Source organism: Candidatus Pelagibacter sp. PS_11, assembly GCF_059417975.1.
In genome coordinates, this window is the sequence record NZ_CM182075.1 from 573,210 (window position 1) to 597,510 (window position 24,301).

At 29.1% G+C, this 24,301-nt stretch carries 22 protein-coding genes and 2 tRNA genes; 5 read left to right on the top strand and 19 right to left on the bottom strand.

All coding sequences use genetic code 11. The features are described 5' to 3' along the window. Positions 1 to 3: 3 nt before the first annotated feature. The 5 genes from tmk to rarD are packed head-to-tail and all read right to left on the bottom strand — an operon-like array spanning position 4 to position 4,369. On the bottom strand, positions 4 to 615 hold the full coding sequence (gene tmk, locus AC5SLT_RS03145; RefSeq protein ID WP_271564269.1) for a dTMP kinase: 612 nt from the start codon (positions 613 to 615) through the stop codon (positions 4 to 6). Continuing rightward, positions 608 to 1,759 (bottom strand): D-alanyl-D-alanine carboxypeptidase family protein, encoded by a 1,152-nt coding sequence (locus AC5SLT_RS03150; RefSeq protein ID WP_494592508.1) that lies wholly within the window; start codon positions 1,757 to 1,759, stop codon positions 608 to 610. The genes tmk and AC5SLT_RS03150 overlap by 8 nt, the downstream gene beginning before the upstream one ends. After that, positions 1,752 to 2,510 carry a hypothetical protein gene (locus tag AC5SLT_RS03155; protein WP_494592509.1) on the bottom strand — a complete coding sequence of 253 codons (759 nt, stop codon included), beginning with the start codon at positions 2,508 to 2,510 and terminating at the stop codon, positions 1,752 to 1,754. Before AC5SLT_RS03155 ends, AC5SLT_RS03150 begins: the two co-directional genes overlap by 8 nt. Continuing rightward, complete coding sequence (locus AC5SLT_RS03160; RefSeq protein ID WP_271564266.1) at positions 2,500 to 3,501, bottom strand: lytic murein transglycosylase; 1,002 nt, start codon at positions 3,499 to 3,501, stop codon at positions 2,500 to 2,502. Before AC5SLT_RS03160 ends, AC5SLT_RS03155 begins: the two co-directional genes overlap by 11 nt. Then, entirely contained in the window at positions 3,488 to 4,369 is an 882-nt protein-coding gene (rarD, locus tag AC5SLT_RS03165; protein ID WP_494577367.1) for an EamA family transporter RarD, read from the bottom strand. The genes AC5SLT_RS03160 and rarD overlap by 14 nt, the downstream gene beginning before the upstream one ends. 92 nt (positions 4,370 to 4,461) lie before the next feature. Between rarD and AC5SLT_RS03170 the strand changes: the two genes are divergently transcribed. Beyond that, positions 4,462 to 4,551, top strand: a tRNA-Ser gene (locus AC5SLT_RS03170). Here the strand turns inward: AC5SLT_RS03170 and AC5SLT_RS03175 are convergent. Further along, complete coding sequence (locus AC5SLT_RS03175) at positions 4,552 to 4,818, bottom strand: succinate dehydrogenase assembly factor 2 (RefSeq protein ID WP_271481469.1); 267 nt, start codon at positions 4,816 to 4,818, stop codon at positions 4,552 to 4,554. It lies immediately after the preceding tRNA gene. Between the two features lie 24 nt (positions 4,819 to 4,842). Between AC5SLT_RS03175 and AC5SLT_RS03180 the strand changes: the two genes are divergently transcribed. Continuing rightward, a complete protein-coding gene (locus tag AC5SLT_RS03180; protein WP_494592511.1) occupies positions 4,843 to 6,894 on the top strand; it encodes an ATP-dependent DNA helicase RecG in 2,052 nt (683 codons plus the stop codon). A gap of 3 nt (positions 6,895 to 6,897) precedes the next feature. Here AC5SLT_RS03180 and AC5SLT_RS03185 read toward each other — a convergent pair whose 3' ends face one another. Further along, positions 6,898 to 7,488 carry a DUF502 domain-containing protein gene (locus AC5SLT_RS03185; protein WP_494592568.1) on the bottom strand — a complete coding sequence of 197 codons (591 nt, stop codon included), beginning with the start codon at positions 7,486 to 7,488 and terminating at the stop codon, positions 6,898 to 6,900. Positions 7,489 to 7,671: 183 nt separating this feature from the next. Between AC5SLT_RS03185 and AC5SLT_RS03190 the strand changes: the two genes are divergently transcribed. Further along, complete coding sequence (locus AC5SLT_RS03190; RefSeq protein WP_494592512.1) at positions 7,672 to 8,499, top strand: M48 family metallopeptidase; 828 nt, start codon at positions 7,672 to 7,674, stop codon at positions 8,497 to 8,499. Between the two features lie 343 nt (positions 8,500 to 8,842). On the opposite strand, the gene AC5SLT_RS03195 is transcribed toward AC5SLT_RS03190, so the two are convergent. The 7 genes from AC5SLT_RS03195 to ssb form a co-directional block, all read right to left on the bottom strand. After that, on the bottom strand, positions 8,843 to 10,129 hold the full coding sequence (locus AC5SLT_RS03195) for a hypothetical protein (protein ID WP_494592514.1): 1,287 nt from the start codon (positions 10,127 to 10,129) through the stop codon (positions 8,843 to 8,845). A 96-nt stretch (positions 10,130 to 10,225) separates the two neighbouring features. After that, positions 10,226 to 10,301, bottom strand: a tRNA-Lys gene (locus tag AC5SLT_RS03200). A 200-nt stretch (positions 10,302 to 10,501) separates the two neighbouring features. Beyond that, on the bottom strand, positions 10,502 to 11,614 hold the full coding sequence (gene tgt, locus AC5SLT_RS03205) for a tRNA guanosine(34) transglycosylase Tgt (protein ID WP_494592515.1): 1,113 nt from the start codon (positions 11,612 to 11,614) through the stop codon (positions 10,502 to 10,504). 18 nt (positions 11,615 to 11,632) lie between these two features. Continuing rightward, positions 11,633 to 12,187, bottom strand: a complete 555-nt coding sequence (locus AC5SLT_RS03210; protein WP_011282086.1) for a peptidylprolyl isomerase — start codon at positions 12,185 to 12,187, stop codon at positions 11,633 to 11,635. Then, positions 12,180 to 12,674 (bottom strand): pantetheine-phosphate adenylyltransferase, encoded by a 495-nt coding sequence (gene coaD / locus AC5SLT_RS03215; protein ID WP_011282085.1) that lies wholly within the window; start codon positions 12,672 to 12,674, stop codon positions 12,180 to 12,182. Before coaD ends, AC5SLT_RS03210 begins: the two co-directional genes overlap by 8 nt. Next, the gene (gyrA, locus tag AC5SLT_RS03220) at positions 12,674 to 15,223 is read right to left on the bottom strand and encodes a DNA gyrase subunit A (RefSeq protein ID WP_494592517.1); all 2,550 of its coding nucleotides are present in this window, start codon (positions 15,221 to 15,223) and stop codon (positions 12,674 to 12,676) included. The genes coaD and gyrA overlap by 1 nt, the downstream gene beginning before the upstream one ends. A gap of 5 nt (positions 15,224 to 15,228) precedes the next feature. Then, positions 15,229 to 15,687, bottom strand: a complete 459-nt coding sequence (gene ssb / locus AC5SLT_RS03225; RefSeq protein WP_006996934.1) for a single-stranded DNA-binding protein — start codon at positions 15,685 to 15,687, stop codon at positions 15,229 to 15,231. 90 nt (positions 15,688 to 15,777) lie between these two features. Here ssb and uvrA point away from each other — a divergent pair, with 90 nt between their 5' ends. Next, a complete protein-coding gene (gene uvrA / locus AC5SLT_RS03230; protein WP_494592519.1) occupies positions 15,778 to 18,657 on the top strand; it encodes an excinuclease ABC subunit UvrA in 2,880 nt (959 codons plus the stop codon). A 27-nt stretch (positions 18,658 to 18,684) separates the two neighbouring features. Continuing rightward, positions 18,685 to 19,278 carry a urate hydroxylase PuuD gene (locus tag AC5SLT_RS03235; RefSeq protein ID WP_494592521.1) on the top strand — a complete coding sequence of 198 codons (594 nt, stop codon included), beginning with the start codon at positions 18,685 to 18,687 and terminating at the stop codon, positions 19,276 to 19,278. Positions 19,279 to 19,281: 3 nt separating this feature from the next. Here the strand turns inward: AC5SLT_RS03235 and secF are convergent, their stop codons facing one another. From secF to tatC, 5 genes are read right to left on the bottom strand one after another with little or no spacing between them, the layout of a single operon-like run. Beyond that, entirely contained in the window at positions 19,282 to 20,169 is an 888-nt protein-coding gene (secF, locus tag AC5SLT_RS03240) for a protein translocase subunit SecF (protein ID WP_494592522.1), read from the bottom strand. Continuing rightward, positions 20,169 to 21,722, bottom strand: a complete 1,554-nt coding sequence (secD, locus tag AC5SLT_RS03245) for a protein translocase subunit SecD (protein WP_494592524.1) — start codon at positions 21,720 to 21,722, stop codon at positions 20,169 to 20,171. Before secD ends, secF begins: the two co-directional genes overlap by 1 nt. 12 nt (positions 21,723 to 21,734) lie before the next feature. After that, positions 21,735 to 22,022: a preprotein translocase subunit YajC gene (gene yajC, locus AC5SLT_RS03250; protein ID WP_420887231.1), complete on the bottom strand. Its 288-nt coding sequence runs from the start codon at positions 22,020 to 22,022 to the stop codon at positions 21,735 to 21,737. Between the two features lie 50 nt (positions 22,023 to 22,072). Next, complete coding sequence (gene serS, locus AC5SLT_RS03255; protein ID WP_494592526.1) at positions 22,073 to 23,332, bottom strand: serine--tRNA ligase; 1,260 nt, start codon at positions 23,330 to 23,332, stop codon at positions 22,073 to 22,075. Beyond that, entirely contained in the window at positions 23,325 to 24,296 is a 972-nt protein-coding gene (gene tatC, locus AC5SLT_RS03260) for a twin-arginine translocase subunit TatC (protein ID WP_494592527.1), read from the bottom strand. The genes serS and tatC overlap by 8 nt, the downstream gene beginning before the upstream one ends. Positions 24,297 to 24,301 lie beyond the last annotated feature (5 nt).

Here is a 24,301-nt window from a genome sequence, read left to right on the forward strand (position 1 = left end):
AATCTAAATTAAGTCTTTAATTTTATTTAATATTATATTTTCATTAAGATCTATATCTAGATTTGAATTTATTCTAATATATTTTTTAGGATTTTTTTTTAATATCTTTATAAAACCATTTTGTACTTTTTCATAAAATTTACTGTTAAATTTATCATATCTGTTAAGCTTTTTTCTTAGTTTAAGCCTTTTTTTCATATTTGATAAATTTACTGTATTTAAAAAAGTAAAATCAATTTTAATATTTTTTAAAAGATGGTCGTTAATATTTTGTATTAACTTAAGGTTTACACCCATACCATAATGCTGATAGGCAATCGTTGAATCTGAAAACCTATCTATCAATATTATCTTTTTACCAAAATTTTTTCTTATAATTTCCATATTTTCACTTCTTGCCGAAAGATAAAGTAATAAGTCAGTTTCTTTATTAAATGTAGATTTGTTATTAAGAATAAGATTTCTTATTTTTTCTGAATTTGTACTGCCGCCAGGTTCTCTAATTTGAATAAATTTAATCCTTTTACGTGTTAAGTAGTTAGCAACATTTTTAATATGATGAGATTTACCTGTCCCCTCTATACCTTCAAATACAATTATTGGTTTTTTAGACATCGCCCCAAATTAAAAAATTAATTGATTTCATTAACCTTGAAAAAACATTTAATTTCTTAACATCTTCATAAGCAAGTAGATCATATTCTTCAATAAGTTCACCATCAAAGATTAGCTTTAATTTTCCTAAGATATCATCCTTTTTAATAGGTGCTTGAATTGGACCATTATAATTCAATGATACCTTCAATAGTCTTTTTTTTGCTTTAGGAATAGTTTTGTAGATATCATTTTTTATATAAGTTTTAACAGTATCCTTTTTACCCAACCAAACATCAATGTCTTCTATTGGTGTGTTTGCTTTTGTAATTTCAACCAGGTCAAAATTAGTTAAACCCCATGTTAAAAGTTTGGCACTTTCACGAGATCTATCATTTTTAGTATTGAAGCCACTACCTACAGCTATTAATCGTCTTCCATTTCTTTCAACAGATGATGCCAGTGAATATTTTTCAACAGCTAAATAACCAGTTTTAATTCCATCTGCCCCAAGGCTTTTATATAATAACGGATTTCTATTACCTTGAGTAATGGGATCACCCCCTGTTCTATCCCAAGTAAATTCCTTTTCTGCAAAATACTTATATTCTTCAGGAAACTCTTTAATAAGATAATTGGACATAAGCATAATATCTCTTACAGTTGATAGGTTTTCAGTATCATTAATACCTGATGAATTAGCAAAATTAGTATTATTCATTCCTATTTCTTTGGCTTTCGCTGTCATCATCACTGCAAATTCATCCTCTGTTCCAGCTATACCTTCAGCTAACGCAACACAAGCATCATTACCAGATGCAACAATTATTCCCCTAAGTAAATTTTCCACACTAACTTCATCACCAACCATTATAAACATTGAAGAATAGCCAGCTGATGAAAGTCTCCAGGCATTCTCTGATACTAAAAATTTTTCATCTAAACTTAGGTCACCACTTCTAATTAAATCAAACGCAATAATGGTTGTCATAATTTTTGTCATTGATGCAGGATAAATTGATTTATCGGCATCTTTTTCAAATAATATTTCACCAGAAAGATAATCTTGTAATATTGCAGCTCTAGCCTTTACATCAAAAGCTGCATTAGCATTAGATGTTAGTAAGAGCGTCAATAAAATCGTTATAAATCTTAATTTAATCATTTTTAATAATCTCAATATTTTCAAATTCAAGTATGCTTATATCATTAAATGATTTTTGTAGAGTGTTAATGTTATTAAAAGGACCTGCATATACTCTATATTTTTTTTCATTAATTTTTTTGATTTTGACATTTTTAATCATGGTTTCTTTTACGATTCTATCAACTAACAATGATGCTGTATCATTAAAATAAAAATCGGCTATTTTTATTTCATAAGAAAATTTTTTACTTAATTCATTTTTAGTGTTTGTCTGTTTAGTGCTAAGATCACTAATATTAATATTGTTAACTGGTGCTTTGTTAGCAACTTTTTTTTCTTCTTCAAATGTTTTTGCTCTTTTTGCAACAAATATTGCATCTTCTAGGACCTGTAAAATCTCTACATAAGGTTCATTTTCATTCAAACCAATTTCATCTGCTATTCTCAATGATAATACTGCATTGTTAAATAAAGGATAATCAGCATTACTACCAACAGTACCTATAATTGATTTGTTATTTAAAATATTAGTAATTTTAACAATTGTATTTTTTTTTAAATTTTTTTGAAAAATAACTAAGCTTCGTTCATCAATTTTTTTGGAAACAACCTTATCATAATAAAGTTTATCATTATATATAAGACTAAATCCTTTATTTATAAATGGATTTTCTAATGAATTAAGATTTTTATTTTTGGTTGTGGTTGTTGCTGAACAGTTATTTAATAAAATTAAACAGCATAAAATTAATAGTTTTTTATAAAGCATTTTCAAACTTTTCTTTTAATGTGCATACTGCGAGACTGAATCTTAAAGATCTATTCCATTGTAGTATTTTTTCATAATTATCAAAAACTATGTAGGCTGGATCTAAGTTTTGTGCATCTGGTATTATATCTTTGTCTGGCGTTATTATTGATGCAATCAAATTTTCATTAATAGAATTAAAACTATCTTCATTAATTATATATTTCTTTAAAAGCTTAAATTTAATTTTATTGTGAAGTTTTTTTGCAGATATATTTAATATATTGTTAGGTATATTTTCTTTTAATTTGACTTTAATGAAACAAGGTTGGTTTTTTTTCCATCCTATTTTATTTATGTAGTTAGCTGCAGATGCAAATGAATCTTTAGTTGATTTAAGCTCAATAATGTTATTTTTATCATAGTCTATTGCATAGTTGTCTATTGTAGATGGCATAAATTGAAAAAAACCAAAGGCACCTGCCCATGACCCATATAAAATGTTATGGTTTATTTTCCCCTCATCTATTAATTGAAGAATAGTAATTAATTCTTTGGTAAAGAAATCAGATCTACGTTGATCATAACTTAAAGTTGCAAGTGATGATAATATATCCATTTTTCCAACATAAGTTCCAAAATTAGTCTCTATTCCCATTAATGCTAAAAGCAACTCTTTCTCAACAGAAAATTTATTGTCGACAGAATTTATGAAATCTTTATTTAATTCATAAAGTTTAATGCCCGCACTTACTTTTTGTTTAGAAGTTCTTTTGGATATGTAAGTTTTGGTATCTTCATAAAACTCAGGCTGAAAACGGTCATATTTTATTACATCAGGTAAAAACACAACATCAGACATTGCTAAATTGAATGTCTTTTCTGAGATTTTTTTTTCTAAAGCATAAGCTTTGAAATTAACCAACCACTCCTTAAATTCTTTTTCATTGGCATATAGTGTTCCGTGAATAAATGTGAAAAATATAATTATAAAATATTTAATTATGTTCATATAAATCTTTTAAATAAATAATTACAGCAATCCATATTAAAATGAAACTTAATGATTTATCAAAAGAAAAAGCCTCATCATAATAAAAAAAGCCCAATAAAAATTGAAATGTTGGGGTTATGTAGAAAATCATTCCAGTGGGTCCAAGGCCACACAACTCAACACCTCTTACATATAGAAATAGAGGTATAACAGTCATTGGTCCAGCTAACATTAGTATAAACATCAATGAAGGCTCGTTAATACTAAAAATATTTAAATTATTTTTAAAAAGTAAAAAAAAAGCAAATAATGCAAATGGTAGTATAAAAAGACTTTCTATTAAAAGTCCAACATCGGTATCAACATTTACTTTTTTTCTAAGAAGATTATAAAAACCCCAACTTAGAGCTACAATTATTCCAACCCATGGTATCGAATGAAAACTTTTAAATAAAAGAAATGAAATAGACAGCAAAACAAGAAGTATGGAAAGACCTCTTCTTTTATTAATTTTTTCACCATAAAAGATATATCCCAGGAATACGCTTAAGATTGGCATAATAAAATAACCAAAGCTTGCATCGATAATTTTTTCAGTACCCACTGCATAAATCCAGGTTGCCCAATTTATAAAAATTAGTAAGCTTGAAAAAAATAAATAAATTATATTTCTTTTATTTTTTATAATTTCAAAAAAAATATCCCATTTAGAAAAATAAAAAGTAGTTATTATTAAAGCTACAGATGTCCACACACAACGATGGATCACTACCTCTATAGAGCCTGCAAATGAAATATATTTGAAGTAAATAACACCAATAACACCCCACCAAAAAGAACCTAGTGCAGTTAATCCTATACCTGTATTGAATTTTTGCTTTTCCACAGTAATAAATTTATACCTATTAAATGATTATCTGTTTAATTTATCAATTTTATTGTTGAATTAAAAATTTATAATAATAAAACGTTGCTAACGGAGAGATGGCAGAGTGGTTGAATGCACCGGTCTTGAAAACCGGCAAAGGGGCAACTCTTTCCTGAGTTCGAATCTCAGTCTCTCCGCCACTATTCACTTGCATAATTATAGTTTTGAAACATCTCTGTAACTTTGTTTAATTCAATTTGAATCGTTGGATTTTGACCTTGATTAAATTTATAAAGATTCTCATCATCTAAGTCTAACAAATCACACAAAAGGGTTAGCTCTTGTTCATTAAACTGATCAATATATTTTTTAGTAAATGAACCTAACAACTTATCCATTTCTTTAGTGCCTCTATAGTTAGCTCTATAAGTTATTTTATTTTTTAAATCCTTTATATTAATGGTCATAATATTTAATATATTACAACTAATATGAAAAATAAGAATAATTATGATTATTTATTAGCTGATCTAACCAAATTAAATGGTGTGGGTAAAAAAACCATGGAAATTTTGAAGAAAAAAAAAGTAAATAATATTTTTGACTTGCTGTGGAGACTGCCTAAATCATATACAGACAGAACGCTCGTTAGTAAAGTTTGCGATCTTCAAATAGGTGTAATCCAAACTATCAGGATTGTTCCATTAAAATATCAATTTCCAAGAGTTAGAAACTTACCCAATAGAGTTAATTGTATTGATGAAACTGGAAAGATTGATTGTATATTCTTTAATAGTCATGAAGGATATGTAAGAAAAATTTTACCACTAAATGAAGAAGTGACAATTAGCGGTAAGATAGGCAATTATAAAGGACGATATCAAATAACGAATCCAACATATATTTCACAAGACAATTCATTAATTGAAAATATTGATAATAAATACTCATTAACAGAAGGTATTACTGAAAAAACCTATAATAAAATTATTAATCAAATTTTAAAAAACTTACCTATTTTACCGGAGTGGCATGATAAAGATATTCTAAAAATTTTTAATAATGAAAGTTGGAACGAATCTATAATAAAATTACATGATCCAAAAAATATTGAAAATTATAAATCTGATTTTTATAAAAGACTTGCTTATGATGAAATATTAGCATCTTTTTTAGTTAATTCGGAAATTCGAAAAAAAATTAAAAAAATTAAAAAAATTTCTAAAAACTTCAGCGAAAAAGCTCATAAGAATATAGTTAATAAACTAAACTTTACACTTACCAATGATCAAAAAATTTCATTGGGTGATATTAATAAGGATCTAAATTCTAAAAGTAAAATGTTTAGACTTTTGCAAGGTGACGTTGGGAGTGGTAAAACTATTGTTGCATTGATTTCTTCGTTGAATGTCATTAATTCAGGGTTCCAAGTTGCATTAATGGCTCCTACTGAAATATTGGCAAGACAGCATTATACTTTAGCAAAAAAACTATTTCCTAAAGATATCAAAATTGAATTACTTTCTAGTAAGAGTGAAAATAGTGAAAAAAAGAGAATTATAAAAAACCTGGAAAACAATGAAATTCAAATGGTATTTGGCACACATGCAATTTTTCAAAAAAAAATTATTTTTGCAAACCTTGGTTATATTATAATTGATGAACAGCACAAATTCGGTGTTAGACAAAGAAAACTTTTATCAGATAAAGGGGGTGATAATTGTGATGTTCTTTTAATGTCAGCGACACCAATTCCGAGAACTCTAACTATGTCAGTTTATGGTGATATGGATGTTTCTATTATTAAAGAAAAACCAAGTAATAGAAAAGAAGTTAAAACTTATAGCAAATTAGAAAGTAAAATAGATGATGTTATCAACTTTGTAAAAAAAGAAATAAAAGAAGGAAACCAAATCTTCTGGGTGTGTCCTTTGATAGAGGAATCAAAAAAATTAGATCACCAATCATCAGTTACGAAATATAAATTTCTTAATGAAATTTTTCCAAATAAAGTTGCACTACTACATGGAAAAATTGAAAATGAAGAGAAGGAAGAAATATTAAATAAATTTCTTAATAAAAAATATTCAATTTTAGTTTCGACAACAATTATAGAAGTTGGTATTGACTTTCCTAATGCTAATGTAATCATAATAGAAAATGCTAACAAATTTGGATTATCTCAGCTACATCAGTTAAGAGGAAGAGTTGGACGTGGAACAAAACAGGCAAGCTGTATATTAATGTTTAAGTCAAATTTAAGTGTGAATGCTAAAAAAAGAATTAATATTTTAAAAAACTCAAATGATGGTTTTGAAATTTCAGAAGAAGATATGAAGTTAAGAGGTTTTGGTGATTTACTTGGTTTTAAGCAAAGTGGAATTAAAAATTTTAGGTTAGCAGACCCCATTCAAAATGAAGATTTATTTTTAATGGCAGAAAAACAAATTAAAAAGATAGAATTAGAAAATACTGATATTAAAAAATATAAAGCTTTACTCAAGTTATATGATCAAGCAGATATAATAAACGATCTTGTCTAATTTTTATGGACTTGTAGTGCCAGCTGAAACTACAAATTTAGAAGCTTCTTCAAAGCTCATATCCAAGTAGATTATATCATTTTTTTCAAACATTAATAAAAAACCACTTGTTGGGTTAGGAGTTGTTGGTACAAATACATTTATAAGTTCTTTGTTAGTTTTGTTTTTGATTTCTCCTTCATTTTCTTTGGTAGCAAAACCTACTGCCCAAACACCTTTTCTTGGATACTCAACTAAAACTACGCTTCTTTTTTTGTGTTTATTATCTTTAAAGGATTGTGACATTTGCTTAACAGCTGACCAAAAAGTTCCTAATAATGGAATTTTTTTAAACAAAGTGTCTATTAACTGTAAAAACTTTTTACCAAGAAATGACAGTGACAAAAAACCAATAAAGGTAATAAAAAATATTGTAATAATAATTTCAATACCAGGTATGTTAATTGGCAAATAGCTGTTAGGGTTAACTTTTGAAGGAAGTAAATTTGAAGAGGCATTCATCAAAAATTTACTTAAATATAACGTAAATCCAATCGGCACTAAAACAATTATGCCAGTAAAAAAATAATTTCTAATTTTTAATGTAAAAATCATAAACCACAATTTAACAATCTCTTTTTTTGTGATAGGTTTTTTTTCTGAATTTTTATTATTCATAATCTAATTGTAGCTAGAATAAATTACAAAAGATACAGCTATAACAAAAAGTACAACTAAGATTTTATTGTTTAAATTCATAAAAGTATATATTTATATGATTATCAAAATTTTAATAAAATGAATAGAAGAAAATTTTTAAATTATATTGGATGTGGATGTTCGGGCTTAATGCTCAGCGCTTGTTCTACGACCCCAATAACAGACAGAAGACAATTGAAAATTATACCTGAATCAAAATTAAATGCTCAGGCAGCTCAAATTTTTGAAAAAATTAAAGAAAAAGAAAAAATGAGTGATGACACTAAAACACTCAATGAAATTAAAGATATTGGAAAAAGAATGGAAGACGCTATATCTGAGTATTTTTATAGAGCAGGTCAAAATGATCCAACTGTTAATTTTGATTGGGAGTATATTTTAATAGATAATAAAAAAGTAAAAAATGCTTGGTGCATGCCAGGTGGTAAAATAGCTGTGTACACAGGAATACTTGATGTTACAAAAAATACAAACGGTCTTGCCTCAGTTATGGGTCATGAGATTGCACACGCTGTTGCAAAACACTCTGTTGAAAGAGCTAGCAGAGGAGTTTTATTAAATACAAGCACGCAACTTATTGATATATTTTCTGGTGGGAAGTTGTCACAAGTAAACAGAGTAACAGGAATGAATACTGTTGGTTTACTTTCACAAATAGGAATAATGAATCCCTTTTCTAGAACACAAGAAAGTGAGGCTGATTATTTGGGTATGATTTTTGCTTCATTATCAGGATATGATATTAGAGAAACTAAAAAATTATGGGAAAGAATGAAAGAGGCAAATAAAGGCAAAGAGCCTCCTCAATTTATGAGTACTCATCCATCATCCTCAAAAAGAATAAAAGATTTATCAGAATGGGAAAATAGTATCATTTTAGACTATCCACCGATTACAATTAGCTAATATTTAAAAGATTATTTTAGTGGTGAGCCCTGATGGACTCGAACCATCGACCCATTCCTTAAAAGATAATCACACAACAACATAATTTCCAATTTAAAAGAAAAAACCTTCGTTTAACGTTCGTATGAGCTGATTAAAAGTTAAGAGATGTGTGAAATCTAAATTATAAAACCGTACACTTTTCGTACACTCTGGTTTTGTAATTTTTAATAAAAGTGTGCGAAAAGGAATTACACAACAGGTGTGCGAAAAATTAGAGTGTTTTTAAAAAGTGTACGTTTTTTTTATGTGTAGTTCCGTAGTGAGGAATTGCTTGGTGAGTAGATTCCTTAATTTTTATAATTTACCAAAAATCAACATCTGTAAGTTCTAAATTATATTGATCTGGTGGACAAAATTGTAACATTCCCATTCCAGCAAAATCATCCCAATGATATTTGCCTTTTCGTTTTGTGGGGTTAGTAGAACCCATAACTAACATCATTCTTACCATTTTTAAATCTTCTTTAATTCCAGTTGATTCAATTGCTTTTTTAACAGTCTTATTTTTAAAAATCTTATTATCCCAATCTTGATAAAAAGAAGCTTCTATCATTTTCATACAGAGTTTATGTTTTTCAATATTTAAACTTTTTTCATCTTTAACCTTTGATTTTGCTATTTTCTCTTCTTTTAGTTTTTTTTCTCTCTCTTTAATTTCTTTTTTTCTTGCTAATAATTCCTGTTTTTTTCTTTCTTTTTCTTCTTTAGCTATTTGCTTTGTAGCCAATTTTTCTTGTTTTAATCTTTCTTTTTCTTCTTTAACTATTTGCTTTGTAGACAATTTTTCTTGTTTTAATCTTTCTTTTTCTTCTTTTAAAATTTGCTCAGGTGTTTTTTTGTTTTTTTCCAAATTCTCGGCTTTCTTAATCTTTAATTCTTCAATTTCTTTCTGTAATGCTAATTTTTCTTCCTCAAGCTTTTTCTTTTCCTCTTCAAGTTTTTGCTCAGCAACCAATCGTTCTTCCTCAAATTTTCTCTTTTCCTCTTCAAGTTTTTGCTCAGCAGCTAAACGTTCTTCCTCTAATTTTCTTTCATCTTCTTTACGTTTCTGTTCCGCAGCTAATTTTTCTTGCTCCAGTTTTTTCTTTTTTTCAATCCTAGCTTTTTCAATAGCTTCTTTTTTTTGTATCTCAGCTTGTTTGATTTGCTCTATTTGATCTAAAAATTCTTTTTTAGTCTTTACCTCGAACTCATATAATTTACCAACTGGATCAAATTTAGTTTTGATATTGATTAGATTTTCTGTTTTTTTTGTATTGGGTTTAATTTTCCAAGTCATTTTAACGTCTTTGTTAAAAAGCCTAAGTGCCCCTAGTTTACTAAATCTCCAAGCATCTGATGAGATAATTTTTGTGCCCTTGTACCTAATATATTTTTCATCATCAAAAACATATGTTACTTCGCCATCACCCCTCTCGTCCTCTAATATGATTGCGTATTCTTTTAAAAAACTGATGGTTTCTTCTTTAGTTAGACTTTTTTTAGATAATGATTTTAATAGTGTTTTACCTTTATCAATTTCATCAGCAGCAAAAATATTACTGGTGAATAAAACAAAAATGACAATAAAATTTAATATTTTTTTCATCCTAAATAAATAAAACGTACACTCACCGTACACTTTTTTTAAAAATCTTTTAAGGATTAAAAAATGGTTAATTACTCACGTAAAATGGAAGTTTTCTGGTGAGCCCTGATGGACTCGAACCATCGACCCATTCCTTAAAAGGGAATTGCTCTACCAACTGAGCTAAGGGCCCACATATAAATTATTAAAGATGAGATAAACGTTTTTTTTTATTTAATTTTAAAAAAAAACTTTTGGTGAAGTCTTCTTTAAAATTTTTAAATTTCTTTACACTTAAAAATTTAAACAATAAAAAAATATCAAACTTGAATAATTTTTATTACCAAAAAACAATTATTTATTCCATAACATCGCAAATTGCAAATATTTAAATTACAACTTATCAATGTATTCATCATGTAATTTATCAAATGTTCCTTTTTTAATATTTTCTCTAATAGAAGACATTAATTCTTGATAAAAGTTGATGTTATGTAAGGTTAAAAGTGTAGAACCTAAGATTTCATTCGTATTGAAGAGATGATTTATATAGTTTTTTGAATATTTGTTAAGATTTAAATTTGAACAATTTGGATCAAGAGGTTCATTATCATTTTTATATTTATTATTTTTGATATTCACACGACCATTCCAAGTAAAAGCTAAACCGGTTCTTCCAGATCTCGTAGGCATTACACAGTCAAACATATCAACACCTCTCTTAACAGCTCCAAGAATATCAGCTGGTGTCCCTACACCCATTAAATATCTTGGTTTATCATCAGGCATAATATTTTTTAAATCATCTAAAACACTAAACATTTCTTTTTGACTTTCTCCTACAGCAAGTCCTCCAATGGCATATCCATCAAAACCAATTTTAATTAACTCATTAAGAGATTTAGTTCTTAAATCTTTGAATAAACCACCCTGGACTATTCCAAATAAAGCTTTGTGTGGATTTAAACCAAAAGCTATTTTGGACCTTTCGGCCCAGTATATTGATAGCTCCATAGATTTATTTATTACATCGTAGTCCGTAGTTTTTTTAGGACACTCATCCATAATCATAACAATATCCGAGTCTAAACCTTTTTGAACTCTTATGCTTTCTTCTGGACTTAATATAAATTTTTTACCGTCTACATGAGAGTTGAATATTGCACCCTTTTCTCTGTCTACTTTGTTTAATTTAGAAAGAGACATAACTTGAAACCCACCAGAATCAGTAAGTATGGGTAGCTTGCAATTCATAAATTTATGTAGACCACCAGCAGAAATAATTCTATCAACACCTGGTCTGATCATTAAATGATAGGTATTTGATAAAATTATTTCAGACCCAGTTTTAACAATATCATCAATCAAACATGCTTTAACTGTAGCTTGTGTTCCAACAGGCATAAAAGCAGGTGTTTGAATATTGCCTCTATGAGTTTCGATTACTCCAACTCTAGCAAATTTATCGCTCTCTATGACATTAAATTTGAAATTCTTTAACGCCATGAAATTTGTGAACTAAAATTATTTAAAGCTAATGATTTTATCTGGGTTAGAAACAGAACCGTTATTGTTTTGATCTCCTCTTTTGATTTTATCAACAAGATCCATGCCTTCAATAACTTTACCAAATACCGTATATTGTCTATCTAAAAAAGACGCCTCTTTAAAACATATAAAAAATTGGCTGTTTGCACTATTTGGATCTTGTGATCTAGCCATAGATAGCGTTCCTCTTTCATGAGGTAAATCACTAAATTCCTCTTTAAGATCAGGTAAATCAGAACCACCCATTCCAGCTCTTCTTAAATCAAATTGATCATTAGAAGAGTTACCAAACTGAACATCTCCTGTTTGCGCCATAAAGCCATCAATCACTCTGTGAAATACAACACCATCGTATTTACCATCTTTTGCTAGTTGCTTAATTCTTTTGACATGATTAGGTGCCACATCTTCAAAAAGTTCTATTTTAACGTCTCCATCTTTAAGCTTTAAAATCATAATATTCTCCTCTGCGATTGTGTTGTTGGTTAGTATAAAAAATAAAATTAAAAATTTTGTTATAAGTTTATTCATATTTTTCTTTTAAAGATTTTATTGTGCTTTTTGTAGTAAATTTTTTGATATCGCCTTTTAGTCTAACTATTTCTTTAACAAATCTTGATGAAATGATTTGATTTTCAACATCAGACATTAAAAAGATTGTTTCTATATTATTGTTCAATTTTCTATTCATTCCAGCTAGTTGAAATTCATATTCGAAATCAGATACTGCTCTTAAACCTCTTAAAATAATATTAGATTTGTATTTTTTGCATAAATCAGTTGTTAATGATGTAAATGAAATAACTTCAATCTTCTTTTTATCAAACTTTAAATCAACAAATAAGGCTTTTTTAATTAATTGTACTCTTTCAAGTGAATTGAAAAGATAATTTTTATTAGCACCATCAGAAGCAGCAATAATAACTTTATCAAATAATTTTAAAGCTTTATTTATAACATCAATATGACCAAAGGTAATTGGGTCAAATGTTCCAGGATATACGGCAACTTTTTTCATTACTCCAAGTTATCATCAATTTTTATTGCTGAAACAACTTTTTCATCACCAGATAATTTGATAATTCTTACACCTTGAGTATTTCTTCCCGCTGTTCTGATTTCTTTAACAGCAACTCTAATCACTCTACCTTTATTTGTTGAAATCATCACATCATCTCCCTCTATAACAGGAAATGACGAACATATACTGCCATTTCTAGGTGAGTTAACAATTCCAATTATGCCTTTACCACCTCTATTGGTAACTCTATATTCATTGTTTAAAGTTTTTTTGCCGTATCCATTTTCTGTAATTGATAAAACAAATCTTCCATCAGATTTAGTATCTTTTTTTATTTTTTCTTTATTTGTTATTGAAAGAGAAACAATCTCATCATTAGGAGATAGCTCTATACCCTTTATACCTTTTGAGGATCTACCCTTAAATATTCTTAGTTTTTTTGATTCAAATCTAATGCATTTACCATTTTTTGTACTTAGCATTACATCTTGATCATCTTTACAAATTTCAACTCCTACGATTTTATCATTGGGATCTAATTTTATTGCAATTTTTCCAGCTGAATTAATGGAAGAAAAGTCTTCTAGACTGTTTTTTCTAACCTTGCCCTTTGCAGTTGCAAAAACAATTTGAAGATTTTTCGTATCACTTTCATCATCAGGGAATGGCATAATTGAACTGATTGATTGATGATTTTTTAAAGGTAAGATATTAAATAGAGATTTACCTTTTGATGTAGTTGAACCCTCAGGTATCTTCCAAGCTTTAATTTTGTAGACAAGTCCTTCTGTCGAAAAGAAAAGAACAGAAGTGTGTGTGTTAACTGATAAAGTTTGTACTACAGAATCTTCATCTCTCGTTGTAATCCCAGATTTACCCTTACCACCTCTTTTTTGTTGTTTAACACTGCTTAATGCTCCTCTTTTAATATATCCCTGAAGTGTAACTGTAATAATAACAGACTCTTTTTGAATAGTTTCTTCAATATCATAGTTTAAAATAGCATCTATAATTTTAGTTCTTCGTGGTACAGCAAATTTTTCTTTAATAGTTTTAAGCTCTTCACTTATTACGTTTAAAAGTTCTTTTTTGGAATTAATTATCTTCTTATATCCCTTAATTAAATCAGCTAATTTTTTGATTTCGACTTCTATTTCATTAATACCAAGAGCTGTAAGTTTTTGAAGTCTAAGTTCTAAAATAGCAATTACTTGAGGGTCAGATAATGAGTATAAATTTTTCCCCTTCTTGTCTTCGACAAGTGAAATTAACTTTAAAGATTTATTAATTTTCCACTTAGTGTTTAATAATGATTTTTTAGCATCATCAGGAGTTTTTGAAGACCGTATAATTTTTATAATCTTATCTAAATTCTCAACAGATACAGATAACCCAATCAAAATATGAGCTCTGTCCTCTGCTTTTTTTAAGTCAAATTTAGTTTTCTTAATAACAACATCTTCACGAAACTTTAAAAAATTTGTTAAAAACTCTTTTAAATTACATATTTTAGGTTTGCCATCAACGATTGCTAAAGTATTAAAACCAAAAGAACTTTCTATCGAGGTATTTTTATAAAGTAATCGCTTAATAGTTTCTGGCTCAACACCATTTCTTAAATCAATTGCTACTCTAATCCCTTCTCTATTAGACTCATCCCTAATATCTTTTATTCCTTCAATTTTTTTCTCTCTAACGAGTTGGGCAATTCTTTCATTTAAAACTGATTTATTTACCTGATAAGGTACAGATGTAATAACTAGTCTTTCTCTACCATTTTTTTGTGCTTCAACACTTATTTCACCTCTAATTTTAAATGACCCACGACCCACATTATATCCTGCTTTAATAATTTCTTTCCCAATGATGACACCACCTGTAGGAAAATCAGGACCTGGAATGTGTTTCATTAATTCTTTAATCTTAATATCTTTATTTTCAATTAAGGCTAATGTTCCATCAATGATTTCACCTAAATTATGTGGAGGTATGCTTGTTGCCATTCCAACTGCTATACCACCAGCTCCATTAACCAATAAATTGGGATATTGAGCGGGTAAAACTGATGGTTCTTTTTCTGTTTCATCGTAGTTACTCTTGTATTCGATGGTATCTTTTTCAATATCGTCTATTAAGTATTGCGAAACTTTAGCCAATCTAGTCTCAGTATATCTCATAGCCGCAGCTGGATCTCCATCAATAGATCCAAAGTTACCTTGGCCCTGAACAAGAGGTAAACTCATAGAAAAATCCTGAACCATTCTAACTAGAGCGTCATAAACAGACTGATCTCCATGTGGGTGATATTTACCAATAACATCTCCAACTATTCTTGCAGATTTTCTAAATTGTTTTGACCAATCGTAACCACCTTTATACATGGCAAATAATATTCTTCTATGAACAGGTTTAAGTCCGTCCCTAACATCAGGAAGAGCCCTACTCACAATTACACTCATCGCATATGACAAATACGATGAACTCATCTCATCATGCATTGAGATAAGTTTAATATTTTTATCTTTAGGTATTTCTGTGTCTTTCATAGAAACTAAAATGGAATTTCGTCATCCATATCATTTGAAGTTTGTGGACTATCTTCAAAATTATTAGCAGGTGCTTGTGTGTTATCATTTTGGATTCCACCACCTGTATTGCCTCCACCTAACATTGTTAGTGAGGAGTTATATCCTTGAATTACAATTTCTGTAGAATATTTGTCTTGTCCAGATTGTTCATCTTTCCATTTTCTAGTAGCTATTTGTCCTTCAACATAAATTTGAGCTCCTTTTTTTAAATATTGTTGAACAACATTTACTAACCCATCATTGAATACAACTATTCGGTGCCACTCCGTCTTTTCTTTTTTTTCACCTGTTGTCTTGTCTTTCCATGATTGACTTGTTGCTAAACTCAATCTTGCAACGCTTTTGCCGTTTACCATTTGTTTAATTTCAGGGTCTGCGCCTAAACGCCCAATTAATAATACTTTATTTAAACTTCCAGCCATAATATTTTATAAGTGTTTATTTATTTATTTAGTTTTTATATCACAATATAAACTCAATATTAATTTAATTAATTTAAAGCAACTAAAATTATGATCAAAAAGATAGTTATCAAGGGTGCAAAGGAGCATAATTTAAAGAATGTTTCTGTAGAAATACCCAAAGATCAATTTGTTGTTATTACTGGACTTTCCGGTTCTGGAAAATCTTCATTAGCGTTTGACACTATCTACGCAGAGGGACAAAGAAGATATGTTGAAAGTTTATCTGCTTATGCTCGTCAATTTTTAGATAAAATGAAAAAACCTAACGTTGATCTTATTGAAGGATTAAGTCCAGCAATAGCTATTGAACAAAAAAATACATCAAAGAACCCAAGATCAACTGTTGCTACAGTTACAGAAATTTATGATTATATGCGAGTGCTCTATGCGAGAGCTGGTGTGCCCTATTCACCCTTTACTGGAAAACCAATAACATCACAAACAATTACACAGATTGTCGATTTAATAAAAAAACTTCCCAAAAAATCTACAATTTATATATATGCGCCAGTGGTCCGTGGCCGTAAAGGTGAATATAGAAAAGATATTTTAAGCTATAAAAGAAGAGGCTTTAGAAAAATTAAAATTGATGAGGTTCTTTATGACATAGATAAAGCACCTGAATTAGATAAAAAACTTAAGCATGATATATCTGTTTTAATTGACAGAATTGTTTTGAACTCAAATCTAGGAAATCGTTTAGCTGAAAGTATTGAAACAGCTGTAAATTTATCAAATGGTCTTGTTTTTGTTGAGTACGAAGACGAAACTTTACCTCAAAAATTTAGAAAAATTGAAAAATTAATTTACTCAACAAAATTTGCATGTCCAGAAAGTGGTTTTACAATCGAAGAAATTGAACCAAGACTTTTTTCTTTTAATAGTCCATATGGGGCGTGTGCTGAATGTGAAGGTATTGGTATTAAATTAAATGTAGATCCAAATTTAGTAGTTCCTGATGAAAAAAAAAGTATAGCTGATGGTGCTATAGAACCGTGGGCTAAATCAACCACACTATATTATGCTCAAACATTAGCCTCTATTGCTAAGCACTATGGATTTTCTTTAGATGAAAAATGGAAAAAATTACCCAAAAAATTTAAAGATGTGATTTTATTTGGATCAGACGAGGAAGAAATAAAATTTGTCTATGATGATGGATATGAAAAATACTCTCATAAAAAAACTTTTGAAGGTGTCATAAACAATCTTGAAAGAAGATTTCTTGAATCTGACAGTGAGTGGAAGAGAGAAGCTATAGCGGAATATCAATCGGATTCTGCATGTGAAGGTTGTAATGGTAATAGACTAAAAGAGGAAGCTTTATGTGTTAAAATTGATAATCAAAATATAAGCGATGTTACAAAAAAATCTATTTTAGATGCTGCTAACTGGTTTAAAGGGTTGGAACAAAATCTTGATAAAAGACAATTTAAAATAGCAGAACATATTCTAAAAGAAATTAATGAGAGGTTAACGTTTCTTTTAAATGTTGGGCTTGAGTATTTAACTTTATCAAGAGAGTCCGGGACTCTTTCCGGTGGAGAAGCACAAAGAATTAGGCTTGCTTCGCAAATTGGTTCAGGATTGACAGGAGTATTATATGTTCTTGACGAACCTTCTATAGGTTTGCACCAAAAAGATAATGTTAAACTAATTAATGCATTGAAAAGACTAAGAGATCTTGGAAACACAGTAATCGTTGTTGAGCATGACACTGAAACTATGGAAAATGCTGACCACATAATAGATTTAGGACCAGAAGCTGGTACTAACGGTGGTGAGATCATTGCACAAGGAACTTATAACGAGATACTTAAAAATAAAAATAGCATCACTGGTCAATACCTATCTCATAAAAAATATATAGAAATTCCAAGAATTAGAAGACTTGCTAAGAATGGTAGATTTGTAGAAATTAATGGAGCTAGTGGAAATAATTTGAATAACGTTAATCTTAAAATTCCAACAGGAAGCTTTACTTGCGTTACTGGAGTTTCTGGCAGTGGTAAATCTACATTGATATTGCAAACATTATATCATGCATTAAATTTAACCTTAAATAACAAAGCTAGAAAAGTTCCAAAAGCATTTAAAAATTATAAGGGTGTTGAGCTTATAGATAAGATAATTGATATAGATCAATCACCAATTGGGAGAACACCAAGATCAAATCCGGCAACCTATACCGGAGCCTTTGGGCCTATTAGAGATTGGTTTACGGCACTACCTGAGTCAAAAACAAGAGGATATAAACCTGGAAGATTTTCATTTAATGTTAAAGGTGGAAGATGTGAAGCTTGTGAAGGCGATGGAGTAATTACTTACGAGATGCATTTTTTACCTGATGTTTATATACAATGTGATGAATGTAAGGGAACTAGATATAATAGAGAAACTCTTGAAATAAAGTTTAAGGATAAAAGTATAGCCGATGTATTAAATATGTCTGTGGATGAAGGATGTGAATACTTTGAAAATATTTCAAATATAAAAACCAAACTATTAACATTAAAAAAAGTTGGGCTTGGTTATATAAAGATTGGACAACAGGCTACAACATTATCTGGTGGAGAGGCTCAGCGTATTAAGTTGGCCAAGGAACTATCGAAAAGATCTACAGGAAGAACTATGTATATTTTAGATGAACCAACTACTGGACTTCACCAACATGATATTAAAAAATTATTAGAAATACTACATACGTTTGTGGCTCTAGGAAATACTGTTGTTGTTATTGAGCATAATTTAGATGTGATTAAAACAGCTGATTATATTGTTGATATGGGTCCTGAGGGTGGTGTCAAAGGTGGAAATATTATCGCAGAAGGTAAACCTGAGGATATTATAAAAATAAAAGGTAGTTATACTGGGGAATTCTTAAAACCTATGCTGGAAGAAAAATTTAAAAAGAAGTTAAAGATTTAAAAAATTAGTGTATAAGTGATTCTAATTATGGGTAATTTACTATCATCTCTTCCAAAGACAATTCATGCATCATTAGCTTTAGCTATTATCCTTTTTCTAGGATTGTTTTATGGTAATGGTGGTTTTGATTTTGATACAATTTTTTGGAGTTGGTTAACAAGATTTATTCACGTAACGGTTGCTATTATGTGGATTGGACTTCTTTGGTATTTTAACTTTGTTCAAATTCCAAACATGCCTAAAATTCCTGATGAACAAAAACCTGCTATAGGTAAAGTTATTGCGCCAGCAGCTTTGTTTTATTTTAGATGGGCAGCTTTACTAACAGTATTGTCTGGATTAATTTTAGCTTATTTAAATGGTTATTTACATGATGCTATGACTTTAGGTGGTGGTGGAAAAAGTACAGCTATTGGTATTGGAATGTGGCTTGGCTTATACATGGCTTTTAATGTTTGGTTTATAATTTGGCCAAATCAAAAAAGAGCACTAGGTATTGTTGAGTGCGAATCTGATCTTAAAGTAAAATCAGCAAGGACAGCAATGTTGTTTTCAAGAACAAATACTCTTTTATCGTTACCAATGTTACTTTCAATGGTAGCAGCTCAAAATCTTTATTAAATTCTATTCCGTTTCTTCTTTTAGGATTGTTTTTTGGGACACTCTAAGTTTTACAAGTATAGGATTAGCTATATAAATTGAAGAATAAGTTCCAAATACAACACCCATTATCATAGCTAGAGAAAAACCTTTTAAAATTTCTCCGCCAAATAAATAAATTGAAACTAAAGCAAGCAATGTTGTGGCTGATGTAATTATAGTTCTAGAAAGTGTTTCATTGATTGAGATATTTGTAAGTTCATAAATCTTGATATCAGAAAACTTTCTTAAATTTTCTCTAACTCTGTCATAAATGACAACAGTATCGTTCATTGAATAACCAACTATAGTTAAAACGGCGGCAACTATTGATAGATTTATTTCCAAACTAAATAATGAAAAAAGACCAAGTGTTATAATGACATCATGAAATAGGGCTAAAATAGCACCTAAGCTAAATTGCCATTCAAATCTTATCCATATGTAAAATAACATTGCAGCTAGAGATAGTGCAATTGCAATAATACCAGACTTTAATAATTCAGAACTAACTTTTGGACCTACATTTTCAACTCTTCTGAAATTAAAAGAACTCCCCAATGAAGATGTTAAATCTTTTTTTATAACTTCTATAGCGTTTGCGCTTGTATCTTTTTTCTCTATTTTGATTAAAAAATCGTTTTCATTGCCAAATTTTTTGATATTAAAATCTCCTAAATTCATTTTGTTAAAAGATTGCCTTAAAGAAGTAACGTTAATATTTTTATCGTTAGACCTTAGTTCTATTAAAGTTCCACCTTTAAAATCTACACCAAAATTAAGTCCTTTAAAAAATAATAATAGAACAGATGCAACAACTAAACTTAAAGAGATTAGATTAAATAGTTTATAAAATTTATTAAAATTAATCATTATATTAGTTCAGTCTTTTCTTTATTTCTTACGACATAAAGACCTGTAAGCATTCTTGCAATAAAATAAACTGAAAACAGTGTTGTAAAAATTCCTACAGCTAAAGTCACAGAAAAACCTTTAACAGGTCCAGAACCCATAAAGAATAAGATTACAGCTGCAATTAATGTGGTTATGTTTGCGTCTATAATTGCAGTTTTTGATTTCACATAACCTGTATCAAAAGCTATAATATTATTTTTTTCTTTCTTGCATTCTTCTTTAATTCTTTCAAAAATTAACACGTTAGCGTCAACTGCCATACCAACCGTTAAAATGATACCTGCTATTCCAGGAAGTGTTAATGTTGCTTCAAATAAAGTTAAAATTCCGACTAAAAAAAATAAGTTAATTAATAGTGTTATGTTAGCAATTAGACCAAAAATTCTATATTTAACAAACATAAAAATTATCACCAATAAGAAACCAATCATAAGGGCGATAACTCCTGCATTAATTGAATCTTGACCAAGGTCAGGTCCAACTGTTCTTTCTTCGATAATGTTAAGTGGCGCTGGTAACGCTCCTGATCTTAGAAGTAATGCCAAGTCTGTTGCAGATTGAAATGTAAAATTTCCACTGATCTGACCATTTCCACTTGCTATAGTATCCCTTATTACTGGAGCACTAACAATTTTACCATCTAGAACAATTGCTAATTGTTTGCCAATTCCTGTACTAGTTGCTTTACCAAATCTTTTTGCCCCCACTCTATCAAGTGTAAATGATACTACTGTTTCGTTGGTTTGATTATTCATTTGTGGTTGAGCATCCAATAAATTCTCACCATTTAAGATTATTCTTTTGCTAACCATTGCTTCGCTAGTTCCATCTTCAAATTGAAGCATTTCAGTACCAAAAGTGTCATTATTATTTTGAGTGACAAATCTAAATGTTAAATTTGCAGTTTTTCCTAAAAGTGATTTGATACGCATGGGATCATCAAGACCAGGAAGCTCAACTAGAATTCTATTATTACCTCTTTTCAGAATATTGGGTTCATTTGTACCTACTTCGTCAACTCTTCTTCTAACTATTTCTATAGCTTGATCTTGTGAAGATGTTTTAATTTCAATAAGTCCATATTTTGATAGAGTTAGCGTAAATTCATTATCTTGAATATTTACATCAAACTGATGTGATTTATATTGAAAATAATAAGGGTTAATATCACTTTCTTTATCAAGAAAAAAAGATTGAACCAACTCAATATTATCATTGGGTATACTGAATATTATTTTTTTATCTTCAATTCTTAGATCGTTAAAAGATATTTTCTTATCTTTTAAAAAATTTCTAATAACAGTTGTTGTATTTTGTAATTTTTGAATTTCAACGGGTTCATTATCAATTTCTAGCAAAAGATATGATCCGCCTTGTAAATCTAAACCTAGATTTATCTTTTTAGAAATAAAACTGTCTTCAGGGTTTTGAAAATTTGATGCAGCAATAAAAATAAAAAAAATTGATACTAAAGAAACTAAGGTAATTCTTAATTTGGAAAAGTATAACACTTTAGTAAAATGTTATTTTTTTACTTCAGGGGAGTTAAGTAATCCTTGAATACCTGTAGATTTAATAATTTCTACTTTAACGTTGTCAGCAATTTGCACTTCAACTTTTTCATTATCAATAATTCTTTCAACTGTCCCTATAATACCAGCAGAAGTTACAACCTTATCTCCTCTTGATAAGTTTTCTACCATGGCTTTATGCTCTTTAACTTTCTTTTGTTGAGGTCTTATTAAAAAAAAGTAAAAAATAACAAAAATTAAAATTAGTGGTATAAATTGGCCTATTCCTTGATCCATAATTCTCCTTAATTAAAGTGAATTCTTACAACATCTATCTAATTAAAACAACTTTAAATCTTAACGATTTTTTCAATATTATTCATGTAAGGCTTTAAAGCTTCTGGCACTAGAATAGACCCGTCTTCTTGTTGATAATTTTCTAATATAGCAACTAATGTTCTACCAACTGCTAAACCACTGCCGTTTAAGGTGCCAACAAGCACAGTTTCTTTTTTTTCGTTTTTATATCTGGCTTTCATCCTTCTAGCTTGAAATGACCCACATGAAGAGCAACTTGAGATTTCTCTATATTTATCTTCAGATGGAAGCCACACCTCAATATCATAAGTTTTTTCAGCACTAAAACCCATATCACCAGTACATAAAACAATTTTTCGGTATGGAAGTTTTAGTAAATCTAAAATTTTAGTTGCACAATCAGTCATTCTATCAAGTTCTGGTAAGCACTTATCAATTTCGACAATACTCACCATTTCAACTTTGTAAAATTGGTGCTGTCTAATCATTCCCTTAGTATCTTTACCATAACTTCCTGCTTCTTTTCTAAAACAGGGTGTTGAGGCAACCATTCGCATTGGAAGTTTTTTTTTATCAATAATTTGGTCTTTTACAATATTGGTTAAAATAACTTCAGCAGTTGGAATTAAAAATTTTCTGTCACTAGAGTCGTCTAATTTAAGTTCAAACTGGTCATTATCAAATTTAGGTAATTGTCCCGTACCATACATAGTAGCATCTGTTGCAATTAATGGCGGGGATATTTCTTCATAACCATTAGTATTCACATGTGTATCAAGCATAAAATTTGATAAAGCTCTTTCTAGCATGGCCAATTTATCTTTTACAAAAACAAATCTTGAACCAGTAGTTTTCGTTGCTAGATCAAAATCAAGCATGTTTAAGTCTTCACCTAATTCATAATGTGATTTAGGTTTAAATTTAAAATTTGGTATTGTTCCTGATTTAGAAATTTCTACATTTGAGTTTTCATCTTTACCTGTAGGAACGTCTGGATGAGGTATATTTGGTATTGATGACAAAATTGTTTCCAATTCATATTTAACGCTAGCTTGTAATTTACTAATATTATCTATTTCAACAGTTATCTTTTTTGATTTTTCAAAAAGTGATTGATCTTTAGACTTTGAGATATCTTTTTTTTCTTTTTCAAGTAATTCTCTTTGTTGGATGTACTCTCTATTATTCTCATCCAATGATAAAATCTTATCTACATCTATTTCTATAAATCTTTTATTCAAAGCTTTTTTAAAAGCCTCAACATCATTTCTAATTTCTTTAATATTATGCATTTTTTTTATTTTTCTTATCAATAATATTTACAGAAAATATAGATAATTCATATAAAATCAATAATGGTATTGCTAGTCCAATTTGAGTTATGGGATCAGGTGGTGTTAATAGTGCAGCAGCAGCAAAAATCATTACAACGACATATTTTCTTTTTTTTCTAAGAAATTCAGCATCAACAATACCTACTCTAGCTAATAAGCTAAGGACAACTGGTAACTGAAAACTTATACCGAATGCAAAAATTAATTTCATAACCAGAGAAAGATATTCGCTAACTTTAGCTTCCAATTGAATGGGTAATCCTGTTGAAGCTCCTGTACTCTCAAAAGAGAGAAAAAACTTTATGGCTAGCGGCATTATTAAATAATAAACAAGCATGCCTCCTAGAAAAAATAATATAGGTGTTAAAACTAAATAAGGAACGATTGCAATTTTTTCATGTTTATAGAGTCCTGGTGCAATAAATTTCCATATTTGTACCAATATATAGGGACATGCAACAAAGAATGCTGCAAAAAAAGAAACCTTTAAGTATGTTAAAAATGTTTCCTGTAAAGCTGTAAAAATTAACCTTCTATCAGTTCCACTTTCATTTACTGCTTTAGCAAAAGGTTCAACTAAAAAACCATATAAATGTTCTGAAAAAAAATAACATCCAATAAAAAAAATGAATAAAAAAATAAAAGAATGAATTAACCTTTTTCTAAGTTCAGTTAGATGGCTTACAAAACCGCCTTCATTTTCAGATTTTGTCATTATCTTTTTTTCTTCTATAGGTTTTTCTATTTCATTAGAATTGATATCAAGGTCAGCTACCTCATTTTGTATATTACTAATATATCTTTTTGTGGTTCCAATCCACGAACCAACTTTTTTTAACATATAGGGGAAGTCCTTAGGTCCAATAACAATGATTGCAACAGCAACTACTATTAAAATCTCAAACCAGCCAATAGTGGGCATTTAAT